The sequence below is a fragment of the Streptomyces sp. ME02-8801-2C genome (genome assembly GCF_033793965.1).
Lineage (GTDB): Bacteria > Actinomycetota > Actinomycetes > Streptomycetales > Streptomycetaceae > Streptomyces.
The window spans coordinates 284,873-307,839 of sequence record NZ_JARAXP010000005.1; the positions used below are offsets into that span (position 1 = coordinate 284,873).

Sequence of the window (22,967 nt, forward strand, 5' to 3'; positions counted from 1 at the left end):
GTGTCCTCAGTTCCTGACCGTCAGATACAGCCACCCGCCCCACGTGTTCACATTCGTCGTGTCCTTGGCGCTGTGCACGTACTCCGCCCGCACCCGGAACTTCTGGTTGACCGCGTTGGTGAGGGTCAGGAAGGTCACGCCCTGGCTGTCCGCCGTCATCGAGAAGCAGGGTGACGTGGTGAGCGTGTGCCAGGCGCCGCCGTAGTACTCCTGGGCCTGGAAGTAGGAGCACTGGTTCGACTTGTTCGGGGTCACCGTGGCGACGACCTGGGGCTTCGCGGTGTGGTGGTAGACGCGGTACGTCGTGCCGCCGTACGTCGTGGTGCCGTAGTAGCCGCCGAGCCTCGTCGCGATTCCCACCCGGTCGTACACCGTCCGCGTCGCCGACTTCGGGGCGTAGAGGTAGTCGCCCCCGAAGGACACCGTGAACGTCGTGTTGTGGGTCAGCTTGTACGTGACCTCCAAGTTGCCCTTGCTGTCCACAGCGGCCGTCTTGACCAGCGTCTTCTGCCCGCCCGCCGGGGTCGCCCAGATCGACACCGTACGGCCGTTGTACGTCGTGCCCAGGTGCGCCGTGACCGTGGCCGTCGACCCGTAGTTGTAGGTGGACTCGTTCGTCGCCACCGAGACCGTCGTCGCGGCCCGCGACACCTGGACGGTCGCCGACGCCTTCGCCGCCTGGTGCGAGGCGTCGCCCGGATAGCTGACCGTGTAGGTGTTCGCGCCGCCGATCGTCGGCGTGTCCTTGATCGTCAGCTTGCCGTCCGTGCCCACAACTGCCGTCCAGCGAACGGGAGTTGTGGGGTGGGCGGCGTCGGTACGGGTCACCGTCACCGTCTCGCCGCTCGCGTACGGGGCGTCGGTCAGAGCGCCGGTGAAGGCCAGCGCGGCGGCCCGCGTCGCCGTCGCCGGGGCCTTCAGAGTCAGGGCCGGGGCGTACGGGGAGACCTGGACGCTCGCGTCCGAGGACGTCGCCTCGTGGGTCGTGTCGCCCGCGTAGGAGAAGTGGTAGGTGAAGACGCCGGCCGCGTTCGGGGCGTCCGCGACCTTGAACTCGCCGGTGGCCGGGTCGACTTGGACGGAGGGGAGCTGTGCCGTCTGCTGGGTGTCCTCGTTCGTGCGCGAGACCTGGACCGTTGTGCCCTGGGGGAGGGTGCCCTGGTTCAGGGAGCTCATCAGCGAGCCCGTGAACGCCACCGCGTCCGGCTTCGCCGACGTCACCTCGGGGAACGGGATCGTCGTCGACAGCTTCGCCACGTGCACCGTCAGCGACGCCGTCGACGGGCGGTGCGTCGCGTCGCCCGGGTACGTCACCTCGTACGTGTACGCGCCCTCGTCCGGGCGGGTGTCCGTGACGGCGAACGTGCCATCCTCCCCGACCGTGGCCGTGCCGTCGGGCAGCGGCTCGCCGTCCCGGGTCACCTGGAGGGGTGCGCCGGCCGGCAGCCAGCCCTTCGTGCTCAGGGTTCCCGTGAACCGGAACTGCTGAGTGGGGACCGCGTACTGCGGGCTGTCCAGGGCGAGTTCGGTGTCCGTGAGTTTGGCGTTGTTCAGGACGTCGAGCGCGTAGGCGCCTGTCGAGTCCTTCGTGACCGCGTACAGCGTCATCCCGTCGGAGGACCACTGCAGGCCGTCCGGAGCGAGGGTGCCGGCCGAGAAGGGGGACTGGTTCTCGGCGAGGTTCGAACCGGCGTACAGGTAGAGGCCCCCTGGCGAGCCCGTTGTCGGACCCGATGTCGAACCCACCGCGATCGTGCCGTCCGTGTCGGCGGCGACGGAGTTCGGGGCGGAGTTCACCCCGCCCGTGTAGTAGACGGCGGGGGTGGCCGAGAGCAGGTCCGCGGTGCCGTACGCCTGGACGGCGAACTGCTGTGGGGCCGCGAGCAGCAGTCGGCTGCCGTCCGCCGTCACCCGAAGGCCCGTCGCCGTGCCGCCGTGGACGAACGTGTTGGCCTTGGTCGTCGCCGTGCCGGAGGAGACGTCGAAGGTGGCCACGTGACTGAGGCTCTGCGCGGGCTCCTCCGCCGCGAGGACGCCGCCGCCCGTGGCGAGGATCGGCGCGACCGACCAACTGCCCATTGTCGACTGGGGAGTTGCCGTCGGGGCAGCCGCCGTCGGGTCCACCGAACCGATGGCGCCCTTGCCGTCCGCCGCCGGGTCCGTGTACCCGTACCAGACCTTGCCGCCCGCCACCGCCACGGAGACCGGCGCGCTGCCGGCCCCCGTCGGGACACGGGTCGTCTCGGTCAGTGTCGTCGTGTCGATCGCGGCCAGCGCGTCGCCGTCCTTCAGGGCCGCGTAGAGCGTGCCGCCGTCGGAGGACAGGGCCAGGCCCGTCGCGCCCTGTTCACCGGTGATGGTGGTCACCGGGGTGCCGGACAGGTCGGTCACCAGGATGCCGGTCGAGCCCGCGCCCTGGCTGAAGTAGATGTGCTGGTGAGCGGTGTCGACCAGCATGTGCGCGTACTGGGTCAGCGGCAGCGCGGCCGTACTGTCCGCCCAGGCGGCGGAGGCGGTGAGACCGGTGAGGCCGATGGTGGCCGTGGTCAGCCCCGCGAGGACCGATATCGCCGTCGTGAGGGAGAGCGAGACCTGCTTGGGGCGCTGGCGCATGGAGCTCCTGGAGCGGTGAACAGACAACGGCGAGACAGACAGAGGCGCAACAGACAAAGGTCAACTAGCCGGTCGGACAATAACCTCGCTCGCTGTCACAACCGTCGGCTCCGAGGCCCTCAGCCGTCATGAATCCGGTAAGAACCCGCACCTCGACCTCGTACGTACCGGCGGCCGGGTCCGTGACCTTCAGAACGGTGCCGGTCGAGCTGCCCGTGGCGTAGGCGAGGGGTACGGGGCCGGCGGCGGCGAGCACGGTCATCAGACCGGCCGCCGCGACAGCGGTCCGGCTTGTTGGTCTCATGCCCCTAGCTTTGCTCAAGCGACGGTGGATTGTTGAGAGTTAAGGCACTTCGGCGGTAATGGTGGCGCGGATCCGCCATACGCCGCCGGGTAATTATCAGGGCATTGCATGACATCCACAGCTCGACCAACTCCCGCCGCCCACACGTTAGTTGAACGTGTAACCTGCGGTTTTGAACGTAACTCAACTTTGTCAAGAGAAAGTTACCAGCAGGTTTTCCCACGACGGAATGCGGCGGACACGACTGGCCCGAACAGTCGCCGACAGTCGCTACTGGAAAGTAGTCGGCGAACTCCGTGAAGAACCTGTGCAGTTACTGAGGTTTCAAACATTCCAGCTTTCTCACACCGCCGCCGGGGGCACAGGATGACCTTGATCTCGGGGACCTGACCACTCCGTTCGGGAAAGGCACCACCTTGCCCCAGCAACACCCCGGCCGACGCCGTACCGTCGGCCGCCGAGCAACCTCTTTGCTCGCCCCGGCACTCGCCGGAGGAATGCTCCTCACCTACAGCCCACTCGCGCAGGCCGCGCAGACCTCACCAGTCGAAAGCACCGGCCAGACGCGGACGTTCACCGCCGGCACGTATCTCGTGCAGATGGCCGACGCACCCGTCGCCACCTACGCGAAGACCGCACCCGCGCCCGGCAAGCGGCTCAACACGCGCACCGGCGCCGTACGCGACTACGTCGAACACCTGAAGCGACAGCGCGAGAAGGTGCTGGACGAGGTACCGGGCGTCAGGCCGCTGTACAGCTACCGGTACGTATTCAACGGGTTCGCCGCGCACTTGACGGCCCGTCAGGCGAACGCGCTGGCCCGCACCCCGGGCGTCGTCTCGCTGGCCCGCAACGAGGCGCGCCAGGTGGACGCCACCACGGACACCACAGACTCGGCCGCCACAGCCGGTACGGCCGCGGCGTCCTCCGGTACGTCCGCCACCGGCAGCCTTCCCGTCCCGGACACCGCCAAGTTCCTCGGGCTGAAGGACCCCGGCGGGCTCTACTCCAAGGTGCCCGGCGGACAGGCGAACGCGGGCCGGGGTCTCATCATCGGTGTCATCGACACCGGGATCGCCCCGGACAACCCCTCCCTGGCCGCCCTCCCGGAACCGCGGCCCGACGCCGAGGTCATCGCCAAGAAGTGGAAGGGCAGCTGTGACCCGGGCGCGGACCAGGCGCACCAGGTCACCTGCAACAACAAGGTGATCGGCGCCCAGTACTTCAACAAGGGCCTGGCCGACCCCATCGACAGCGACTGGGCGTCCCCGAGGGACTCCGACGCCCACGGCACGCACACCGCGACCACCGCGGCCGGCAACATCGACGTGCCCGCCACCGTGCCCGACACCGGCATCTCCGGCCGGATATCCGGGCTCGCCCCGGCCGCCCGCATCGCGGCCTACAAGGCGTGCTGGCACGACGGCTGCTGGTCGGTGGACCTCGTCGCCGCCTACGACAAGGCCGTGGCCGACGGCGTCGACGTCATCAACTACTCCATCGGCGGCGGCAACGGCGAACGCACCAACATCCCCGAGTACACGGCGATGTTCAACGCCGCCAAGGCGGGCGTCTTCGTCTCGACCTCGGCCGGCAACTCCGGGCCCGGCACCGTCTCCAACAACGTCCCGTGGGTGACCACCACGGCCGCGTCCAGCCACGACCTCGACTACCGCACCACCATCACCCTCGGCGACGGCACGTCCTACACCGGCACCGGCACCAGCGGCTCGGCCGTCCCGTCCGCGCCGCTCGTCGACGCGGCGAAGGCAGCCCTGGCGGGCGCCGACCCCGCCAACGCCGAACTCTGCAAGGCGGACAGCCTCGACCCGGCCAAGATCAAGGGCGCGATCGTGCTGTGCAAGCGCGGCGACAACGCCCGCGTCGACAAGAGCGCCCAGGTCAAGGTGGCGGGCGGCGCCGGAATGGTGCTGTACAACGCCAACACGACCGACGAGACCGACGCCGACGGCCACTCCGTGCCGTCCGTCCACCTGGACAACGCGAGCGGCCTGGCCGTCAAGGCGTACGCCGACAGCGCGTCCGGCGCCACCGCCGACCTCGGCGCGGCGAAGGGCGTACACCAGGAGGCCCCCGAGGTCACCGGGTTCTCCTCCGGCGGCCCCGACCTCACCAGCGGCGGCGACCAGCTCAAGCCCGACATCACGGCGCCCGGCCTGAACATCGTCGCCGGTACCACCCCGGGCGGCGGGGACGGCGCGTTCAAGGGCGAGCAGGGCCTCATGTCCGGTACGTCCATGTCCTCCCCGCATGTGGCCGGCCTCGCCCTGCTGCTGCGGCAGGCGCACCCCGACTGGTCCCCCATGGAGATCAAGTCGGCGCTGATGACCACCGCGACCACCAAGGACGAGGCGGGTGAGGCCATCCGGCGCGCCGGCTCCGACGGTCCGGCGACCCCGCTCGACTACGGCTCCGGACACGTCGTACCGAACACCGCCGACAACCCCGGCCTGGTCTACGACTCCAACTCCGCCGACTGGACGTCGTACATGTGCGCCCTCGGCGACAAGCCGGTGACCGCCGACGGCAGCGATGTCTGCGCCACCGCCCGCGAGATCGACGCGAGCGACCTCAACACGCCGAACATCTCGGTCGGCGACCTGACCGGCAGGCAGACGGTGACCCGCACGGTCACCAACGTCACCGCCACCACCGGCGTCTACACCGCCAAGCTCCAGACCCCGCACGGCTACAAGGCCGAGGTCACGCCGAAGCGGCTGGTCGTCCCGGCGGGCGGATCGGCGACGTACAAGGTGACCTTCACCCGCACCGACGCCGCCTTCGGCGACTGGGTCTACGGCTCGGTCACCCTCAGCGACAAGGACGGCCACCGGGTCCGCAGCGCCGTCGCCCTGCGCGCCAAGCAGCTCACCGCACCGGGCACGGCCACCGGCGAGAACGCGACCGGCTCGGTCGTCCTGTCGCCGCAGGCCGGCTGGAAGGGCACCTTCACCACCAAGGTGAACGGCCTCTACGCGGGGACCACGAAGACGGGCACCCTGACCGGCACGGCCCCCGACTTCGGCCCGCCGCCCGCGCAGTTGACCTCCGCCAGCGTCAAGACGGAGATCACCGTCCCCGAGGGCACCGCCCTCGCCCGCGTCGCACTCCGCTCCGCCGACCTCCTGCCGGGCAGTGACGTCGATCTGTGGGTGTTCGACAAGGACCGCAACCTGCTGTCGCACCCCGACGAGGGCAATGACGAGCAGGTCGATCTCGGCCCGGGCACCTACACGGTGTACGTCAACCAGTTCGCCCTGCCCGAGGGCGTCACCGGCCAGCCGTACACCCTGCACACCTGGCTGATCGGCCCGACCACCAAGCCCGACCGCCAGGCCACGGCCACCCCGGCCAAGCGGAAGGTGACCCAGGGCGACATCGTCAGGGCCACCGTCTCCTGGCACGGCCTCACGCCCGGCAGCGCCTATGTCGGCCTCGTCGAATACGGCGACGGCACCGACACGGCCGGCTCGACGATCCTGACTGTCGAGCCGTAGGAAAAGCACAAAAGAAGGTGGGGCCCGCCGATCACGGCGGGCCCCACTTTGCAGAGAAAAGGGGCGCGAAGCGTCCTTTTCAGGGGCGCGGGGAACTGCGCGACCAGCCCCCACCGCCCCGCAGCCGAACAACTACTCAAACAAGCCGCTTACGACCCCAGAAGAAAAGGAACGCCACGACACCGGCCGTCAGGGCGAACAGAACCGATGCCCCGAACCACTGCATGGCATTCATCTGCGACATCGGCAGATACTCCACCGACCAGCCCACGACATCCGCCTTCTTCAGGCACAGCTCCCGCGCCGCATCCGACCCCGAGCCCGAACACGTGCTCCACCCGAGAAGGTCACCGGTGCTGGTGATGTACGACGAGTCGATCTCGTACGCGTTGCTGGGCAGCGACGGGTACGAGTTCTCCGCCATGACGCCCTTGTTCGTCGTGATCGTGATGACGTTGCCGAGCGACAGGACGCAGGAGGACCAGACGAGTTGGACGATGACGGTGAAACCGAAGGTCACCACCATGGCCATCAGCGTGCGGCGCAGCACCACACCGATCGCCACCCCGCCGAACACGGAGAGCAGGGTGAGGGCGACGGGCACCGGGCCCGTGTTGTTGAAGCCCTCGGTGGAGGTCCAGTCCATGACCGTGGGCTCGGCCTTGACCGGGCTCCACCACCAGCCGAACACCGCAGACAGCGCGACCGTGCTCACCACGACGACCAGCCCGGTCAGCCCCAGCTTCGTGGCGAGCCAACGGGTCCGGCTCACGGACTGGGCCGCGACCAGCTTGGCCGTCCCGCTCTCCAGGTCGCCCGCGAGCAGCGGCGCGCCGAGGAAGACGCCGAGCAGGATGGGTATCGACCCGAGCCCCATGGCGACAGAGCTGAACGCGTCGATGTACTGCTGGAACCCGCCGTCGACATCGCTGAGGGGCTTGGCGGGAAAGCCGTAGCCGTCGAGGAAGTCCATCATCCGGCCACGCTGGTAGACCATCCAGGCGATGGAGAGCGCGGCGGCGGCGAGGATGGTCCAGAACGCGGCCCGGTGCTGGCGCCAGACCAGCCAGGTCATACCGCTGAGGCGGGGGCGCCGGGTGGTGGCGTCCATGGTGGTCGCGTTCATGGTCCCGTTCTTGCCGTCGGTCTTGGTGCCGGTAGTGCTGCCGTTCGAGGTGCCGTGCGAGGTGGCGGCCGTGCCGTCGGTCGTGCCGCCGGTCGGGTTCGAGGCGCTGGTGAAGGTGCTCATGCCGCCACCGCCCCGGTGCCGAGACCCTGGCCGTGGACCTGCGCGGTCGGGGTGATCAGCGGTGGTGCGTCGGGTGAGCGGAGATAGGCGAGCAGGAGTTCCTCCATGCTCGGGGCGTCCGTCTCCCAGGGGCCGGCGACCGGGCCCTCGGGGCGGATGAGCGCGGTGAACTGCCGTCCGCTGGTCCGGGACTCGACGAGGGTGTGGTGTCCGAGGGCGGCGGGCATGCCCTCGCCCTCCTTGGCCCCGGTGACCACGGTGTGCACGGACATCAGCTCGTCCACGTCACCGGCGAGGCGCACTCCGCCGCCGGAGACGACGACGAGGTAGTCGCACACGTTCTCGAGTTCGGCGAGGACATGGGTGGACATCAGCACGGTGGTGCCGTGTTCGGCGGCCTCGGCGAGAAGAACGCCCATGATCTCGTGCCGTACGACGGGGTCGAGGTCCGACATCGGCTCGTCGAGCAGCAGCAGGTCGGGCCGCTTGCCGAAGGCGAGGGCGATGGAGACGCGGGTGCGCTGACCGCCGGAGAGGGTGCTGATCCTCGCGTCGAACGGCACGTTGCCGGCGCGGACGATGTCCTCGGCGGCGCGCTGGTCCCAGCCGGGGTTCAGCTCCCGGCCCAGCCGCAGGGTCTCCGCCACGGTGAAGCGGCGGAACAGGGGCTTCTCCTGGGCGAGGAACGCGGTGCGCCGGCCCGACTCCGCCGAGCCCGGCGCCTCGCCGAACAGGCTGATCGAGCCCTGCGTCGGCTGCAGGACATGGGCGGCGATGCTCAGCAGCGTGGTCTTGCCCGCACCGTTGGGTCCGACGAGCCCGCAGATCCGTCCCGCAGGGAGTCGGAAGGAGCAGTCCCGCAGCGCCCAGCCCCGCCGGTAGCGCATCCCCAGTCCGTACGCCTCAAGCGCCGGCTCCCCCGCGTACATACCGTCACTCACCTGTGCTCCTAGTTGTCGTGGCCCCCGTCGCCGCCGTGTTTCCGGCCGCGTACTGCTTCTCCATCGCCGACGTGACCAGCGCGGCCACGTCCTCCTGCTCCAGGCCGGCCCCGGCCGCCTTGGACATCCACGCCACCAGCTCCCCGTACAGCGGTGAGTCGGTGCCCGTCTCGGGGCGGCCCAGCGTGCGGCGTACGAAGGTGCCCTGGCCCGGTCGTGGTTCGACCAGGCCCTCGCGCTCCAGCTCGCGGTACGCCTTGAGGGTGGTGTTCGGGTTGACCGTGCTGGTCTCGGCGACCTCCTTGGCGGTGGGCAGCCGGTCCCCCGGCACCAGAACGCCCAGCCGCAGGGCCTGTTTGGTCTGCTGCACGATCTGCTGGAAGGCGGGGACCCCGCTCCGCCTGTCGATGCGGTACTCCACGATCACCACCACCATTCCACTACTTGATTAGTGGAATGATGATGGAGGGACGCGAGGACGCTTGTCAACGCCGGGAGAGGCCGGAAGAGGTTGTCCAAAGTGATCGGCGGGACTCGTTGGACAACGATCCGCTGGTCAGCCTGGGTGCAGGCCTTCGAAAACGAACCCGCTCGAAGACCGCGCGAACGACCGCCCCACAGAAAGCGTTCCGGAATGAACCCAGACTTTTCGGTCCCCGAGCACCCCTCCGTCCTCGTGGTCGAGGACGCCTCCAGCACCTCCGACATGCTGGCCATGGCGCTGCGCTTCCTCGGTTTCGACGCGCACCTGGTGCCCATGGGCACCGAGGTGATCCACGAGGTACGTCAGCGGCAGCCCGACGCGGTACTGCTCGACCTGGTCGTTCCCGACCTGGACGGCACCGAGGTCTGCGGACGGCTTCGCGCCGCCGGGATCGACACGCCGGTGATCTTCCTCAGCGCCCGTACGGCCGTCGAGGACAAGTGCCACGCCCTGGCGGCGGGCGGCGACGACTACGTCACCAAGCCCTTCGACCTCACCGAGGTCAGCGCCCGTATCCGGGCCCTGGTCCGACGCGCCCGGGGTGCGGTCCGGCCCGCGCCCGCGTCGTCGCGCCGACTGCGCGCGGCCGGGGTCGAGCTGGACGGGGACACCCACGAGGTGTGGCGGCACGGCACGGCCGTACAGCTGTCGGCGACCGAGTTCGCGCTGCTGAAACTGCTGCTGGAGAACGCCGGGCAGGTCATCTCGAAGGCCCACATTCTGGACACCGTCTGGAACTACGGTTTCCAGGGCGAGTCGGGCGTCGTCGAGACGTACGTCTATTACCTGCGGCGCAAGCTGGGCGACTCGGGCCAGTCGCTGATCCGTACGGTGCGCGGGGCGGGATATATCGTGCACGCGGACCCGATGGGTATGTGAGCGAACGAACCAGAAGGGGTCCGCCGGCCGCGTGCGATACGCGGCCGGCGGACCCCTTTTCCCCACTCTGCTCAGATTCGTGCCGTTTCTAGCCGATCCAGAGCTGGTAGGTGCCGCCGTTGTGCTGCCCGTTCGAGGAGACCACGCGGGGCTCCCAGCGCCACCCGGTGCTGGGCTTGCGGTGGTGGAACTCGACCGACCGGCCGGCCGTCCACCAGTAGCCCTCCGCCGTGGTGCAGCCCTTCGGCGGGATCTCCCAGAAGCGGGAGCCGACCCAGTCGCCGTGCTGGTTCTCACCGACGAAGAAGAACTTGACCGTCTCGGTCGACCCGCTGCAGACCTTCAGCTGAAGGTATTTGCCGCCGTCGGCCGAAGCCGCCGTCGCGGGCATCACCAGAGCACCGATCGCAGTGGCCCCGGCCAAAACGGCCATCGTGACCTTGCGCTTGATTCCGTTCATGGAACTGCCACCATTTCTGTTGGGGAATTTCAGGGAAACCCGCGAGGGGGCGTGAAGGGGGGCGGGGGGAATTTCCGCGGGCGCGCTGCTCAGCGGTGGCAGTGCTCGTTGCGTTCCTGCTGGGTCATCGGCGCGTCCTTGAAGTTCGCGTAACCGCCGTTCGACTTGCCGACGTCCCAGCCCGACTCGGTGTAGTTGTAGACGTACCAGTCGAAGTGGCCCCAGTGACGGTTCTTGTACTGGATCTCGTACCAGCCGGTGGCCTTCCGCTTCGGGGTGCCCCGCTCGACCCAGCCCTTGTAGCCGGCGGGCACGCTCGTGCCGAACTCGACCTTGTCCATGTGGCTGCGTTCCCACGTGCGGTTGTAGCTGGTCGACAGGCCGACCTCGAAGACCTTCGCGAACCCGGCGGAGGCGGTGATCGTGAGGCCGACGGAGTCGGAGGATCCGACCGTCTCCTCACCGCCGACCGTGAGGGTGTTCGCGTTCGTCGCGCAGTTGTACACGGTCGGACCGAGGTGGTGGCTCGGGCCGGTGTACTCCTGGAAGCTCTGCGGGTGGAACACGCAGAGGCTGGTGCTGACACCGCAGGTGTTCAGCAGCTCCTTGGTGGTGGGGTTGTCGGCGGCGCTGGCCGCGGGAGACGCCAGCAGCGTGGCCCCGACAGCGAGGGCGGCGACCGCCCCGGCGGTACGGGGCAGACCCTTCCTGGAGACGAGAGCGCGAGGTGTGAAAGCCATTGCCCTTTTCCTTCCGGAGAGCTGATGCGGTGGGGTGAGTTCCACCGGCTGCGCCCATTCCACCGGCGGGACGGATTCAGGGGATCAATGCGCGATCAGAAGACGGCACAGGGTTTCCTGGGGGGTTCGTCAAAGGTGGATCAGAGGCCCGCGCCGGGAATACGGTCGGCGTTGGTCATGGGCATGCTCTGGCGCGCAGACGGCAACGGGAAGGGCGTCTTCGGCCGCGCTACGAGAATCGCGACGGGCTGGCAGGGCTACAAGGCCGTCATGTGACCGCCGTGCCCCTTCGCACCCGACCCGGCCCGGCAGTCCTCGACGACGGACTGCCGGGCCGCCCCTATGCCTTGAGCATTGCTCTTTGCATGTGTGGCTTCCTGTCAGGCTTCGATGGCCCTGAGACCCTCGTATGCCTCACGCAGTTCGGACGCCTCCGGCAGCTGTCTCGCTTCAACCACGTTGACGACTTCCAGCGCCCGCCAGTGATTCGACGGCACCACCCGGCCGCTGAGTATGGCCTTCTGCGCAGAGTCACACGCTTCGTCGAGGCGGTCGCCCGAGAGCAGCACCAGCGCCAAATCGATATTGGCCGAAGCTACCCGGCGGGGCCACTTGCCGACGTCGCTGGACGGTCCCAGGCGCGCGATCACTTCACGGGCGAATGGTTCTGCGGCAGCATCGCCAAGCCATGCAAGGGTGGTCGCCGTGTAGGCGAGCGCCTTGGCCGGATCGTATTGGTAGTGATGTTCCCTGGGACGCTCGGGAATTCCGAGCGAGGCAGCCATCTTCTGTACCCGATCGATGGCTGCGTACGCCTCCGTCGAGTGGCTTAGCTTCGCACGCGCCCGCCCTTCCTGGGCAGTTGCCTGAATCAGGGCCGAACTTCCCACAGGAGCAGTGTCCTGGGCAGCTAGCGAGAGTTCCAGAGCCCGCGAATAATCCCCATCCGTGAGAACTCGCCACGCGTCGGTCTCGTAGCACCATGCTTCAATTTCCGGGTGCTCCGCCTGGCGCGCCAGAGTAACTGCGGTTTTCAGGCAGGCCGTTGCCGAACTACCTTGGTTCAGATCGATGTGTAGCGTCGCGCCGAACAGAGACAGCCAGCCCCCGACGACCAGCAACCGCCTATGTTCTGAGAGCGTTTTGCGCGCATCGAGCAGGTGGACCACATACGCCGAATGCCGCCTCACACGCTCCAACAGCTCACGTGGAGGAGTAACGGGGTAGTCCGTTGCCAACTCGTCAAAGACGCCCTCCAGGCGAGTGAGGGTTTCGGTTCCGACGTCACTGGCCTGGACGCGTCGAGCCAATTCCCAGGCAGCCGTCTCGTCATCGGTGGTCGGCTCCGCAACCGCGGCCCAACTGGATCCCAGAGCAACGGGCAGAACATCCGCGGCCAACAATTCGTCCAGTTCCCTGGACGTGAGTTGCAAGAGATTTGCCACTTTCGGGCGCTGATGCGGTTGGGGGTTCACCTCTCCCCGCTCCCAGCGCTGCACCGTGGTGCGGTCGACTCCCAGGGCGTCCGCGAATTGCTCCTGTGTGTACCCGCTCGCCTTCCGGCGCTGGGCCAGACGCTGTCGTTTTCTGCCTGCCATGTCCGGCCCCCGTCCGGGTGTCGTCGTCCCTGGTCAGGGTAGCTCGCGCCGCCAAGATGCCGCCTGAATGCGGCAGTTCTGCCGTGGTGCGGCGTTCTCCCGCGCGGAAGCGTGGTCGGAACGCAGCACCCCCGCACCGCTTGGGACGGCCGGGGGCATGGCCCACGCTGAACAGGAGCGCAGACATTGAACTTCGTACCACACGCACTCGAATGGGTGAGGGCCTTACTCCTCGGCCCCCGTACGGCCAGGAAGCGGAGTCTGTCCCACAGGACCCGCACCACCCTCGACCAACCGACGCAGACGTGTCCGCCTTCCCAGCCAGGACAGGTCTCGCCCGTCATGATGAACGCCTACCTGACGCTCGCACGGCTGCACCGTGTCCGACGCACACCGCAGCTTGACCAGGGCGAGCAGCATCCCCTGGTACGCGCCTACGTCCTCCCGCCCGAGCAGCGTCAATCAGCTTGTTCTGCACGGCAGTTGACGGAGGCAGGCAGATGAGGGGCCCCAAGGTCGAGTCACGTGTACGGACCGCCGAACTGCCCATGTTGCGGGCCTACCGCCTGTGGTTCGAGCACACCCGCAAGTGCACCGACGGCTGCAAGGGTTCAAGCAGGGCGCAGGACGGATGCGAGACCGGACAGGAACTGTGGGGCGTCTACCGCCTCGCACGAATCGAGGGGACGCCATGAACTGGGAGGTCAAACGCACACCTGGGCACCCTCTGCGTCGTGCCGACGACGACCGCTTGGCGCTGCCGCTGACCCTTACCGGCGACGGGAAGCCCGCGACGGACGCCGAGCTTGTGCTCTCCCTGGCCGAGGCCGAGCACCTGCACGCAGCCCTGTGCCGCGCCCTCGACGGCACTCCGGCGCCCGGGAACTCGCCTGACTGCCGCAGGCCCGTCCAGGCGTCGACGAAACATGGGCCCATCGCGGGCCGTGCATAGCTGGCGACATTCGCCAAGGCGCTCGCGTGACACCGTCCCGATTCTCCTCGCAGGGCGGCCCGCGCGCCCCCATCTGGTGCTGTACGTAGACCAGTTGGGGGCGCTGTCAGTACAGCCACGGACGACGAGCGGAGCCGGCTGGAGCGGACGACAGCGTAAGCCTGGGCGAAAAACCCGCTGCCGACCCTCACCGCGCCACCCCCGCAGCCACCCAGCATCACCACACCTTCATCACCCTTTCCGGCCCGGAAACCCGATTTTTCGCCAATTGCCTCACGACCAGCCCGTTCCCCGTCTTGTTACGGACGGTAGTTCGAGTGGTGGGGCTGACCTGAGGGTCCAGTGGGGTCTGTCTGGTTCGGGGGACTGGGCCGGGAGGCTGCCGGAAAGGGGGGTGCGGGCCGGGTGCAGGAGGGGGAGGGCGCCTTACGTGCCCATACATGAAATTACCGGGCGGTACACCTGATATGGCGTAAACCGTTCAGCCCAAAGCTTCGCTCTGTCACCATCAACGCCATCGCAAGACCAGGGGTCCGGAACGCGGCGGGGGGCGTGCCATGGGACTGCTAGGCAACGAGCTGGCGTTCGCGCAGGCACTGACCGCGCAGGAGCGCGAGGGCGTCATGGCCCTCGGCAACCCCAAGCACTTCGCCGCCGACGCCCACCTCCTCACCGAGGGCGACAGGACCAGCCACGTCCTGATCGTCGTCAAGGGATGGGTGACCGTCTCCGTCGCGACGGACCGGGGAGCCACCCGGCTGATACTCGGGCTGCGCGGACCCGGTGAACTCCTCGGCGAGATGGCCGCGTTGGACCCCCATCCGCGCAGCGCCACCGTACGGGCGCTGGGACCGACGCAGGCCCAGGTCATATCGGGGGACGCGTTCCGCAGGTTCCTCGCCGAGCATCCCCGGGTGAGCGGGCTGGTGATCCGGCAGCTCACCTTCCGCCTCCGCAGCGCCGACCAGGAGCGGTCCGCGCTCGCCTCCCTCACCGTGCTGCAGCGGCTGGCCGGCCGGCTCACCGAGCTGTCCGGGTCGGGCGGCGCACCCCGGAGCCCGTACGCCCGTACCGCCTCATCCAGTTCGTCGGTCGTGCAACTGGCCCAGGACGAACTCGCCGCCAGCATAGGAGCGACCCGGGAGGCCGTGGCCAAGAGCCTGCGGCTGCTGCGCACCCAGCGGATCGTGCGGACCGGCAACCGCGTCGTGGAGATCCTCGACCCCGAACTGCTCGCCCTCCTCGCCGACGGCCATACGGACACGGAGGGACAACAGACGTAGAACCTCCGGCCCGTCATGTGTAAACGGCTACAGACGGCCTCCCGCCCGAGGCCGACCCTGGGAGACGACCCACAGAACCGAACGTGAACCGAACGACGCCCGAAAGACACCGAAAGACACCGAACGACACCGAACGACACCGCACGACGATCGAACGCACCAGAACAAGGGGGCACGGGGTGGACCGCGACGCGATGGATCTCACCGAGGCGCACTACGAGCTGGTGATCAGCGTCGACGCCCGGCGTTCCGGGGAGTACGACGACATCGACAAGCCCCGGATGCGCGCACGCGTCTACCGGGTCGTCGAGACGGCGTTCACGCACGCCAAGGTGGCGCGGGACGCCGTACACATGGAGGACCGCGGGGACGGTGTCCTGCTGTCGGTGTCCGCGCGCGTTCCGGTGACCCGGCTGCTCGGGCTGTGGATGGTCGAGCTGCACGAGAACCTGCGCGACGAGAACCGTTCGCTGCGGGTGCCGTTGGGGCTGCGTATCGGGATGCACGTCGGACCCGTACGGCGCGACGCGCGCGGGATCAGCGGGCGTGCCGTCGACCTGGCCTGCCGACTCGCCGACTCCGCGATGGCCCGGCAGCTGCTCGACGCCGAGGGCGCCGACCTCGTCCTGGTGGTCTCGGGTTCCCTGTACGAGGACGTGGTGCGCGGCGGCGGCAAGTTCATCGAGCCCGAGCGCTATGTCTCGGGCCGGCCGGTCCTCAAGGAGGGCGAGACCACCGCCTGGTTCCACCTGCCCGGCCGACCCGCCCCCGCGAGCCCGGTCGTCCCCGCGAGCCCGGTCGCCGCAGCGCCACCCACGGCCGACGCCCCCCGCGCGCAGGCGCCCGCGGACCTCCCCGCCGACGACTCCCGTACGAGCTTCTCCGCCCAGGGCGACATCTCGGTGCACCACGACAACACCTACCAGCGGTCCGTGCACATCGGCCGGAAGGGCGGCGGCGCATGAGCGACGACCAGCAGTCGGACGACGCCCCCGAGACCCCCGACAGCACCCCCGAACGGGACCGGCCCGAGGGGGGCAAGCCCAACGACCGGGAGGCCGCCGAGGAGAAGGACGAGGAGGCAGGCAAGCAGGAGGACAAGGACAAGGAGAAAGAGAAGGAAAAGGAGAACGAACGGGCGCTTGCCGCCGAGCGGTTCAAGGAGTTCACCCGCGCCCCCTTCGCCGAGGAGCAGGGCGAGGACGGCCCCACCGACCTCGCCGCCGCCTCCCGTACCCGCCGCGCCACCCGGATGCTGTTCGAGTCCGGGCGGGATCTGACCAGCGTCGACCGCTCGATCATCAGCAGCGCCCACTTCGGCGACATCATCCTCGGCACGGACGCCCGACCGCGCCTGCGCAGCGGGCCCGTCCCCGCCGAGGAACTGCGCAGGCTGCGCCGCGTCCAGGTCGTCCCCGACGGATACGTACGGCTGCGCAAGGCGCTGCGCTCCCGTCGGCTGCTGGTGCTCGGCGCCGCCCCCGGCACCGGCCGGACGAGTACGGCGCTCTCCCTGCTCGACGAGGTCACCGCCGACGCGCCCCGGGACACCGACGGCGACCCCGCCGGTTCGCCGGTGCGCCGGGTCCAACCGGACGACGGAATACGGCAGTTCGTGGACCAGTTGCGCGCCGGCGACGAGTTCCCGCGCGGTACCGGGTACCTGCTGGAGCTGTCCCTCACCCGGCCCGGAGCGCTGCCCCCGGAGGAGATGGACCTCGACGAACTGGCGACCGCCCTGGCCCGGTGCGAGTCGTTCGCGGTGCTCGTCGTCACCGTCGGCTCGGCGGCCGGCCCGCTGCTCGCCGGGCGCTACGGCATGCTCTGCCCGCCCGCGCCCACCCAGGAACTCCTCATGACCCGGCTGCGGGAACGACTCGAGGAGCGAGTTGAAGAGCGAGTTGAAGGGCGGCGGGAAGAACGGGGAGAGGAGCAGGACTCCGAGGAGCAGGACTCCGTCGAGGAACTGCTCGTCCGTGGTGAGGAGTTGGCGCGGCGCGAGGACGTCGTGGAGGCGGTCGGGCTCAAGGATCTGCGGCCCGCCGAGGCCGAACTGCTCGCCTCCCTGCTGGCCGGCCGGCTGCTCGGCGACCTGTCGCAGCAGCAACTGCTCACCGGCTGCCGCAGTCTCGCCGCCGACCAGGCCCACGAGTGGTTCGCCGGCGTGGACCGCGCGCTCGCCACACCGGCCCGCAAGGGTGCGCGGGACGGGGAGGGGGGCGTCGAACGGACGAACACCGCCGCGCTGTTCCACCCGGTGGCGTTCCGGATCGCGCTGGCCGTTCTCGGCGGGGCCTCGCACAGCGCGGTGTCCTCCGCCGCCCATCTGCTGACCTGGGAACTGTCCGTCCAGTGCGACCCGGACAACGCCCCCGCCCGCCCCCTGTTCTGCGACGACCCGGAGGCCGACCTGGCCCTCTCCCGCGCCGAGAGCGTCACCGGCGAGGTCGAGGTGGCCGGGGCCGCAGCGCCGGCCCGGCTGATCTGGTACCGGGGCGGCGCCCTGCCGTCGGCGGTGCTGGCCGAGGTGTGGGAGCGGCACTTCCCGGTGCGCGCGCCGATCGTACGGTGGCTGCGCATGCTGGCCGACGACCAGCGCCCCCAGGTGTGGGTGCGCGCGGCGGTCGCCGCCGGGGAGCTGTGCGTACGGGACTTCGACCACGGGTTCGCCGAGCTGGTCCGGCCGCTCGCCGAGGGCACCGCCCACCGCAGGCTGTTCGCGGCCACGATGATGGACCAGGCGGCCGGTCACGCCTCGCACCGCAAGGCCGTACGAAAACTGGTCGAGGACTGGAGCCGGTCCCCGACCTGGACCCTGCGGTCGACGGCGGCGGCGGCGCTGGGTTACGGCAACTGCGCGGACAGCACCGGCGACGCCCTGGACGCCCTGGGCCGGATCGGGGTCCGCGACGGCGGGGACCAGTCGCTGCTGGCCGCCGCCGCGTTCAACGTCGTACGGCTGCTGGCGCTGCCGGACCGCGCGCAGGCGCCGAAGGTGCTGCGGCGGATGGCCGACTGGACCCAGCACAAGCGCGAGGCGCACCAGACGCTCGGGCTCGCTGCGGCGATCTGGCTGGCCGAGACGAGGGTCGACAAGCTGCTCATCGACGAGCCGGCGTCCTCGCTCGGTGAGCGCGGCGACTGGCCCCTGGCGCTCGCCCTGGCCGACACCCGGCCCGAACTGGCCATGCCCATCGCCGACCTGCTGTGGACCGCGCTCAACACGGCCCGCTCGAAGGACGTGGCCATGGACGCGCTGGAGAGGATGCTGCGCACCGCCGTACGCAAGGACGGCACCGAGTGGACGCGGCCGGGACTGGCGGCGCTGCTGCCGGCGCTGGCCGCCGAGGAGACCGACCGGCGGCGGCTGGACTGGCTGCTGCGCCGAATGATGAACGATCCGGACGACCCGTTCCCCGACGCCCGTGCGCGCTCTCTGTGGTGGCTCGCCGTCAACCAGCGGACGCGGAGCGGCCAGGAGGAGAGAAGTCATGGCTGACAACGACGAGGCGCGGGCCCAGGCGCGGTCCCGGGCCAAGGAGCGGCTGCAGGCGCGCAGAGCCGCCGCCGGGCCTGCGGGTCCGTTCCTGAAGGAGTACGCGCCGAACGGGGTCCAACCGCAGGTCAGTGCCCAGAAGGCGCTGGTGCTGTTCTATCGGAACGGCGGCCACAGCGTCGTCACCGTGACCGGTACCCGGCACGTCGACAAGCGGGCGCTGGCCCGGCCCCACACCGTGTGCGAGATCGCCCTCGGCACCTATCAGACGCCGCTGGAGATGGAGTTGCCGGCGGCGGGCGGCACCAGTTTCTTCAAGGCCGAGGTGGACATCCACTGGACGGTGGACGATCCGCATCTGGCGGCCGTGCAGGTGGTGACGGACATCGCGAAGCGGCTCACCGCGCCGATCCTGGAACGGCTGCACGAGGTCACCTCGACCTACCGGGTGCACGAGGCGGAGCAGGCCAACCGGGCCATCACCCGGGAGTGCGCGGGCGGACGCTGGAGCGGGCTGGGCGCCGAACTCGGCCTGAACGTACGGCTGTACGTCCGACTGCGCGTCGACGACCGGGCGATCGAGCACATGAACGGCATCCGGGACGCGCATGCCTCGGCCGAGGTGACCAAGGTGCACCAGGGGCGGTTCAGGGCCATGCTGCAGGGCGGGGAGCTGGAGCAGCTGAGCTACATGCTGGCGGCGGAGCCGGCCGAGGCCAAGGACTTCCTGGAGAAGATCCGCCAGGAGGGCCGGCAGGACGAGAAGGAGCGCGTCGACCGGCTGTTCGACATGGTGGAGAGCGGTCAGATCCACTCCAACGAAGTGGAGACCCAGGCCCTCAACCTCCTCAACCGGGGGCGCCTGGGCGGGGTCACCGGCTCCATCGGCGCCACACCCGCCCGCCGCCCCACCCGGGAGCTGGAACCGTCCGACGCGGAACCGTTCACCCCGGACTGGGTGTCCGAGGACCCACCCGCCCGCGTCCGACGCCAGGACCCGTACGTCCACCCGGCAGACCCGCAGGACCCGCAGTCCCCGCAGGACTCCACCCCTGAGCCCCCGCGCCGCAGGCGCCCCCGCGACGACGGCTGGGACTGGGCGACCGACGACGACCCCGGGGAGGCGACGCACCGATGACCGGGGACGGGGGGATCGGCGGGACCGGGACGACCGGCAGCACCGGCGGAACCGGGGCGACCGGGGACGCCCGGGCAACCGGAGCCACCGGCGGGACCGGCGGGACCGGCGGGACCGGAACCACCGGCGGGACCGGAACCACCGGCGGGACCGGCGGGACCGGCGGGACCGGAACCACCGGCGGGACCGGCGGGACCGGGGAAACCCGGGCGTCCGGAGCCACCGGCTGCGTCGGGGGAACCCCAGGACAGGTCGGGCCCGAGCCGTACGGGGGTCGGCACGGGCCCGGCCGTGCCGGGGAGCGGGTGAGTGAGCGTGTCGCCGAGCGGCTGCTCAGCACCGTCCGGGAGGACCTCGGGCGGGCCGACTCGAAGGCGGCGGTGCTGCTGTCGGGGACGCTCGCGCTGCCCGCCTTCCTCATCGGCTGGCAGGGCGCCCCCGGCTGGCACGGACCCGCCGACGTGACGCTGGTCCTCGCCGGACTGCTCTGGGCGGTGTCGGTGACCGCGCTGGTCGGGGCGCTCATGCCGCGCACCGGCACGGTCCGGGAAGGCCTGGACGAGGTGACGTACTTCGGCGATCTGGTGGGCTCGCGCCGCGACCTCGCGACGCTCGCCGCCCGGGTCGCCGAGGCGGGGCGCGATCCGGCGGCCTGGCTGCTCGTCCAGGCCGTCGACGTCAGCGCGATCCTCTCCGCCAAGTACCGGGCCATCCGCTGGGGCGTCGGCTCGCTCGCCCCCTCGGCGGCACTGGCCCTGGCCTGGAGCCTGACGGCGCGCTGAGGCACGTCGAGGTCGCGGGACGAGGTCACGGGCCGGGGCCGACCAAATTTCACCTATCACGACGTATCGGCGTGCACCACGCAACCCGTACGCGCCGAGTAGCGACGATCCAGGAACAACGGAAAACGGGAAACAGGGGACGGCCGTGGGACGAGTGGGACGAGTGGGACGAGTCAACGGAGTACGAGAGACAAGAAGGGGCGGGGCGCGCCGTGCCGCGCTCGCCGTGCTGGGCGCCACCGCGGTGCTCATATCCCTGTCGGCGCCCACCGGTCGGTCCCCCGGTCAGGACGCCGTACCGGCGGCGCAGTCCGAACCGGCCTTCCCGGCGGTCAACTACGTGGTCGCCGTCGACGAGTCGGCCAGCCTCGAGGACGCGGACATGGCCGTCGAGAAGGCCGCCGCCGCCCGGATCGCGCTGGGGGACGTGTCCTCGTCCTCCCACGTCACAGTGTTCGGCTTCGCCGCCGACGAGGGCAAGGGCCGGGGCGCCGTGGACCCGGTGTGCCCGCGCACCACGCTGGACGCGGCCGGCCGCGAGACGATCGGCGCCTGCGTCGGCAAGCTGCGCAAGCGCGACAAGAGCGAGGGCGCCGGCACCGACTTCCCGAGCGCGATCCGCCAGGGCGTGCACGAACTCACCAACGGCACCGACCCGTCGGAACCCCGGGTGCTGTTCCTGCTCACCGACGGGAAACTCGACGTCGAGGACAGCCCCGACTACGGCGACCCGGCGCACCGCGCGGCCGAGGGCGAACGGAGGCTGACGCTCGCCCTGAAGGAAGCCGCCGAGAACGGCGTGCAGATCTGGCCGCTCGGCTTCGGACCGGAGCCGGACAGCGCGCAGCTCGCCAGGATCGCCGCCGGCGGCTACCAGAAGGGCTGCACCGAACTCCCTTCCGCCAAGCCGAAGGCAGTGAAGGTCGGCGGGGCCGCCGACGTCGGCTCGAACCTGGAGCGGATCTTCGCCGCCGCGCACTGCATGCGGCACGAGAAGGGACCCGCCCCCAAGCGCCCGCCCACGACCTTCGAGATCGGTATCTCCCCGCTGGCGACCGTGGGCAGCATCGTCGTCGACAAGGGCGACCCCGAGGTGCGGATCACCTACTTCGACCCGGCCGGCGACAAGGTGCCCACCTCCGGCTCCCACCACGGCTCGACCTTCGAACTGGCCGGCGGCAGCGGCATGGTGGAGGCCCTGAAGGTCGTCGACCCGCTGCCCGGCGTGTGGAAGGTGAAGGCCGAGGCCCCGAAGGGGCACCGCTCGCTGCCCGTCGCCGTCAGCGTGCTGTGGCAGGGCGAACTCGGCGGCTCCCTCAGCATGAACCCGCCCTCCCCGCGCGCCGGGGACGAGGTCACGGTGACGATGCGGGTCCAGACCCGCGAGGGCTACCAGATCAAGGATCCCCGCGACTACGAGGGACTGCGCGTCAAGAGCGAGCTGACCGGCGACGGTTTCGCCCCGGTCGCGCTGACCCTCGCCGACAACGGCAAGGGCAAGGACGAGAAGGCCAGCGACGGCTCGTTCACCGGCACCGCCGAGATCCCGGCCGACGCCCACGGCGCGCTGGAGGTGACCGCCGCGCTGACCGCCACCGGCCTGCGCGCCGACAAGCGCAGCGTGAGCGGCCGGGTCGCCCCGGCCGACCTGCCCGTCACCGCCGCCCTCGAGATGCCCGTCGCGGACACCCACCCCGGCGGCAGGGTCACGGGCACCCTCGACGTCCACAACACCAGCGACACCCCGCACACCCTGAAGCTGTCCGTCACCGACCTCAAGGCGGGCCTGCTCACGGTCACCCCGACCGAACTCACCCTGAAACCGGGCGAGTCCGGCACCCGCGAGGTCACCGTCGCGGTCGCCCCCGCCGACGTCTTCGGCGACCGCCTCACCGGCGACGGCCTGTCCCTGGCGGGCAACGTCACCGTCGTCGACACCACCGACGACGACCTCGACCTCGTACGCGCCCCGCTGTCCGTGCACGTGACGCCCGAGCCCGGCATCTGGGACAAGTACTGGTGGGGGTTCCTGACCGCCGCCGTCGTGATCGCGCTGACCGTCGCGGCCGTCCTCGCCCTGCTGCGCCTGCGCCGCGCCCGCCGCGACCCGCGCGGGCTGGTGCTGCGGCTGGTCGACGAGCACGGCGAGTTCCTGCCCGGCGAACACGTGGCCGGGTCCGGACAGAAGCAGTGGTACGAGTTCGGCGTCGCCGAGGCCCACATCAGCCCCCGTATCGAACGCCGCGCCCACGGCCCGTACGCCGTCCAGCGCAACCCCAACGGAGGCGCGGTACTGCGCCGGCGCGGCGGCGGCCGGAACGCCCTGTCGGCCAACGCCCCGGTCGAACTGACCGACGGCCTGAGCCTCGCCCTCGGCGAGGAGACCCACAAGCCCCGCAGGCAGAAGAGCGGCCCACCCCCCACAGCCACCGCCCCCGGCACCGACACCGGCGGACAGAACAACACGAACACCTACGACCAGACATACCTCTGAAGGGGCCGCAGGCCCCCCCTTCAGGGGCGCGGGGAA

Annotated in this window: 17 protein-coding genes; 10 read left to right on the forward strand and 7 right to left on the reverse strand. The window is 70.2% G+C overall.

All coding sequences use genetic code 11. The features are described from left to right. Positions 1–6 precede the first annotated feature (6 nt). The gene (locus PV396_RS18555; RefSeq protein ID WP_319205878.1) at positions 7–2,613 is read right to left on the reverse strand and encodes a hypothetical protein; all 2,607 of its coding nucleotides are present in this window, start codon (positions 2,611–2,613) and stop codon (positions 7–9) included. 720 nt (positions 2,614–3,333) lie between these two features. Here PV396_RS18555 and PV396_RS18560 point away from each other — a divergent pair. Beyond that, positions 3,334–6,435 (forward strand): S8 family peptidase, encoded by a 3,102-nt coding sequence (locus tag PV396_RS18560; protein ID WP_319205879.1) that lies wholly within the window; start codon positions 3,334–3,336, stop codon positions 6,433–6,435. Positions 6,436–6,571: 136 nt separating this feature from the next. On the opposite strand, the gene PV396_RS18565 is transcribed toward PV396_RS18560, so the two are convergent. The 3 genes from PV396_RS18565 to PV396_RS18575 are packed head-to-tail and all read right to left on the reverse strand — an operon-like array spanning position 6,572 to position 9,061. Further along, positions 6,572–7,684: an ABC transporter permease subunit gene (locus PV396_RS18565; protein WP_319205880.1), complete on the reverse strand. Its 1,113-nt coding sequence runs from the start codon at positions 7,682–7,684 to the stop codon at positions 6,572–6,574. Further along, positions 7,681–8,613, reverse strand: coding sequence for an ABC transporter ATP-binding protein (locus PV396_RS18570; protein WP_319206349.1), 933 nt, complete (start codon positions 8,611–8,613; stop codon positions 7,681–7,683). Before PV396_RS18570 ends, PV396_RS18565 begins: the two co-directional genes overlap by 4 nt. A gap of 4 nt (positions 8,614–8,617) precedes the next feature. After that, positions 8,618–9,061 (reverse strand): GntR family transcriptional regulator, encoded by a 444-nt coding sequence (locus tag PV396_RS18575; protein WP_319205881.1) that lies wholly within the window; start codon positions 9,059–9,061, stop codon positions 8,618–8,620. A gap of 198 nt (positions 9,062–9,259) precedes the next feature. Here PV396_RS18575 and PV396_RS18580 point away from each other — a divergent pair, with 198 nt between their 5' ends. Further along, entirely contained in the window at positions 9,260–9,988 is a 729-nt protein-coding gene (locus PV396_RS18580) for a response regulator transcription factor (RefSeq protein ID WP_319205882.1), read from the forward strand. An 88-nt stretch (positions 9,989–10,076) separates the two neighbouring features. Here PV396_RS18580 and PV396_RS18585 read toward each other — a convergent pair whose 3' ends face one another. The 3 genes from PV396_RS18585 to PV396_RS18595 form a co-directional block, all read right to left on the reverse strand. After that, positions 10,077–10,448 carry a hypothetical protein gene (locus PV396_RS18585; protein WP_319205883.1) on the reverse strand — a complete coding sequence of 124 codons (372 nt, stop codon included), beginning with the start codon at positions 10,446–10,448 and terminating at the stop codon, positions 10,077–10,079. Positions 10,449–10,537: 89 nt separating this feature from the next. Further along, positions 10,538–11,188 (reverse strand): hypothetical protein, encoded by a 651-nt coding sequence (locus PV396_RS18590; RefSeq protein WP_319205884.1) that lies wholly within the window; start codon positions 11,186–11,188, stop codon positions 10,538–10,540. Between the two features lie 380 nt (positions 11,189–11,568). Next, a complete protein-coding gene (locus tag PV396_RS18595) occupies positions 11,569–12,786 on the reverse strand; it encodes a helix-turn-helix transcriptional regulator (protein WP_319205885.1) in 1,218 nt (405 codons plus the stop codon). A gap of 500 nt (positions 12,787–13,286) precedes the next feature. On the opposite strand from PV396_RS18595, the gene PV396_RS18600 reads away from it, so the two are divergent. From PV396_RS18600 to PV396_RS18635, 8 genes are all read left to right on the forward strand, one after another. After that, a complete protein-coding gene (locus tag PV396_RS18600; protein WP_319205886.1) occupies positions 13,287–13,481 on the forward strand; it encodes a hypothetical protein in 195 nt (64 codons plus the stop codon). Next, positions 13,478–13,738, forward strand: coding sequence for a hypothetical protein (locus PV396_RS18605; protein ID WP_319205887.1), 261 nt, complete (start codon positions 13,478–13,480; stop codon positions 13,736–13,738). Before PV396_RS18600 ends, PV396_RS18605 begins: the two co-directional genes overlap by 4 nt. Positions 13,739–14,295: 557 nt before the next feature. Continuing rightward, positions 14,296–15,021 (forward strand): Crp/Fnr family transcriptional regulator, encoded by a 726-nt coding sequence (locus PV396_RS18610; RefSeq protein WP_319205888.1) that lies wholly within the window; start codon positions 14,296–14,298, stop codon positions 15,019–15,021. A 179-nt stretch (positions 15,022–15,200) separates the two neighbouring features. Further along, a complete protein-coding gene (locus PV396_RS18615; protein WP_319205889.1) occupies positions 15,201–15,986 on the forward strand; it encodes a hypothetical protein in 786 nt (261 codons plus the stop codon). Beyond that, the gene (locus PV396_RS18620; protein WP_319205890.1) at positions 15,983–18,520 is read left to right on the forward strand and encodes a hypothetical protein; all 2,538 of its coding nucleotides are present in this window, start codon (positions 15,983–15,985) and stop codon (positions 18,518–18,520) included. The genes PV396_RS18615 and PV396_RS18620 overlap by 4 nt, the downstream gene beginning before the upstream one ends. After that, positions 18,513–19,655: a hypothetical protein gene (locus PV396_RS18625; protein WP_319205891.1), complete on the forward strand. Its 1,143-nt coding sequence runs from the start codon at positions 18,513–18,515 to the stop codon at positions 19,653–19,655. Before PV396_RS18620 ends, PV396_RS18625 begins: the two co-directional genes overlap by 8 nt. After that, positions 19,652–20,437 (forward strand): Pycsar system effector family protein, encoded by a 786-nt coding sequence (locus PV396_RS18630; RefSeq protein ID WP_319205892.1) that lies wholly within the window; start codon positions 19,652–19,654, stop codon positions 20,435–20,437. Before PV396_RS18625 ends, PV396_RS18630 begins: the two co-directional genes overlap by 4 nt. A gap of 163 nt (positions 20,438–20,600) precedes the next feature. After that, entirely contained in the window at positions 20,601–22,931 is a 2,331-nt protein-coding gene (locus PV396_RS18635) for a VWA domain-containing protein (RefSeq protein ID WP_319205893.1), read from the forward strand. Positions 22,932–22,967 lie beyond the last annotated feature (36 nt).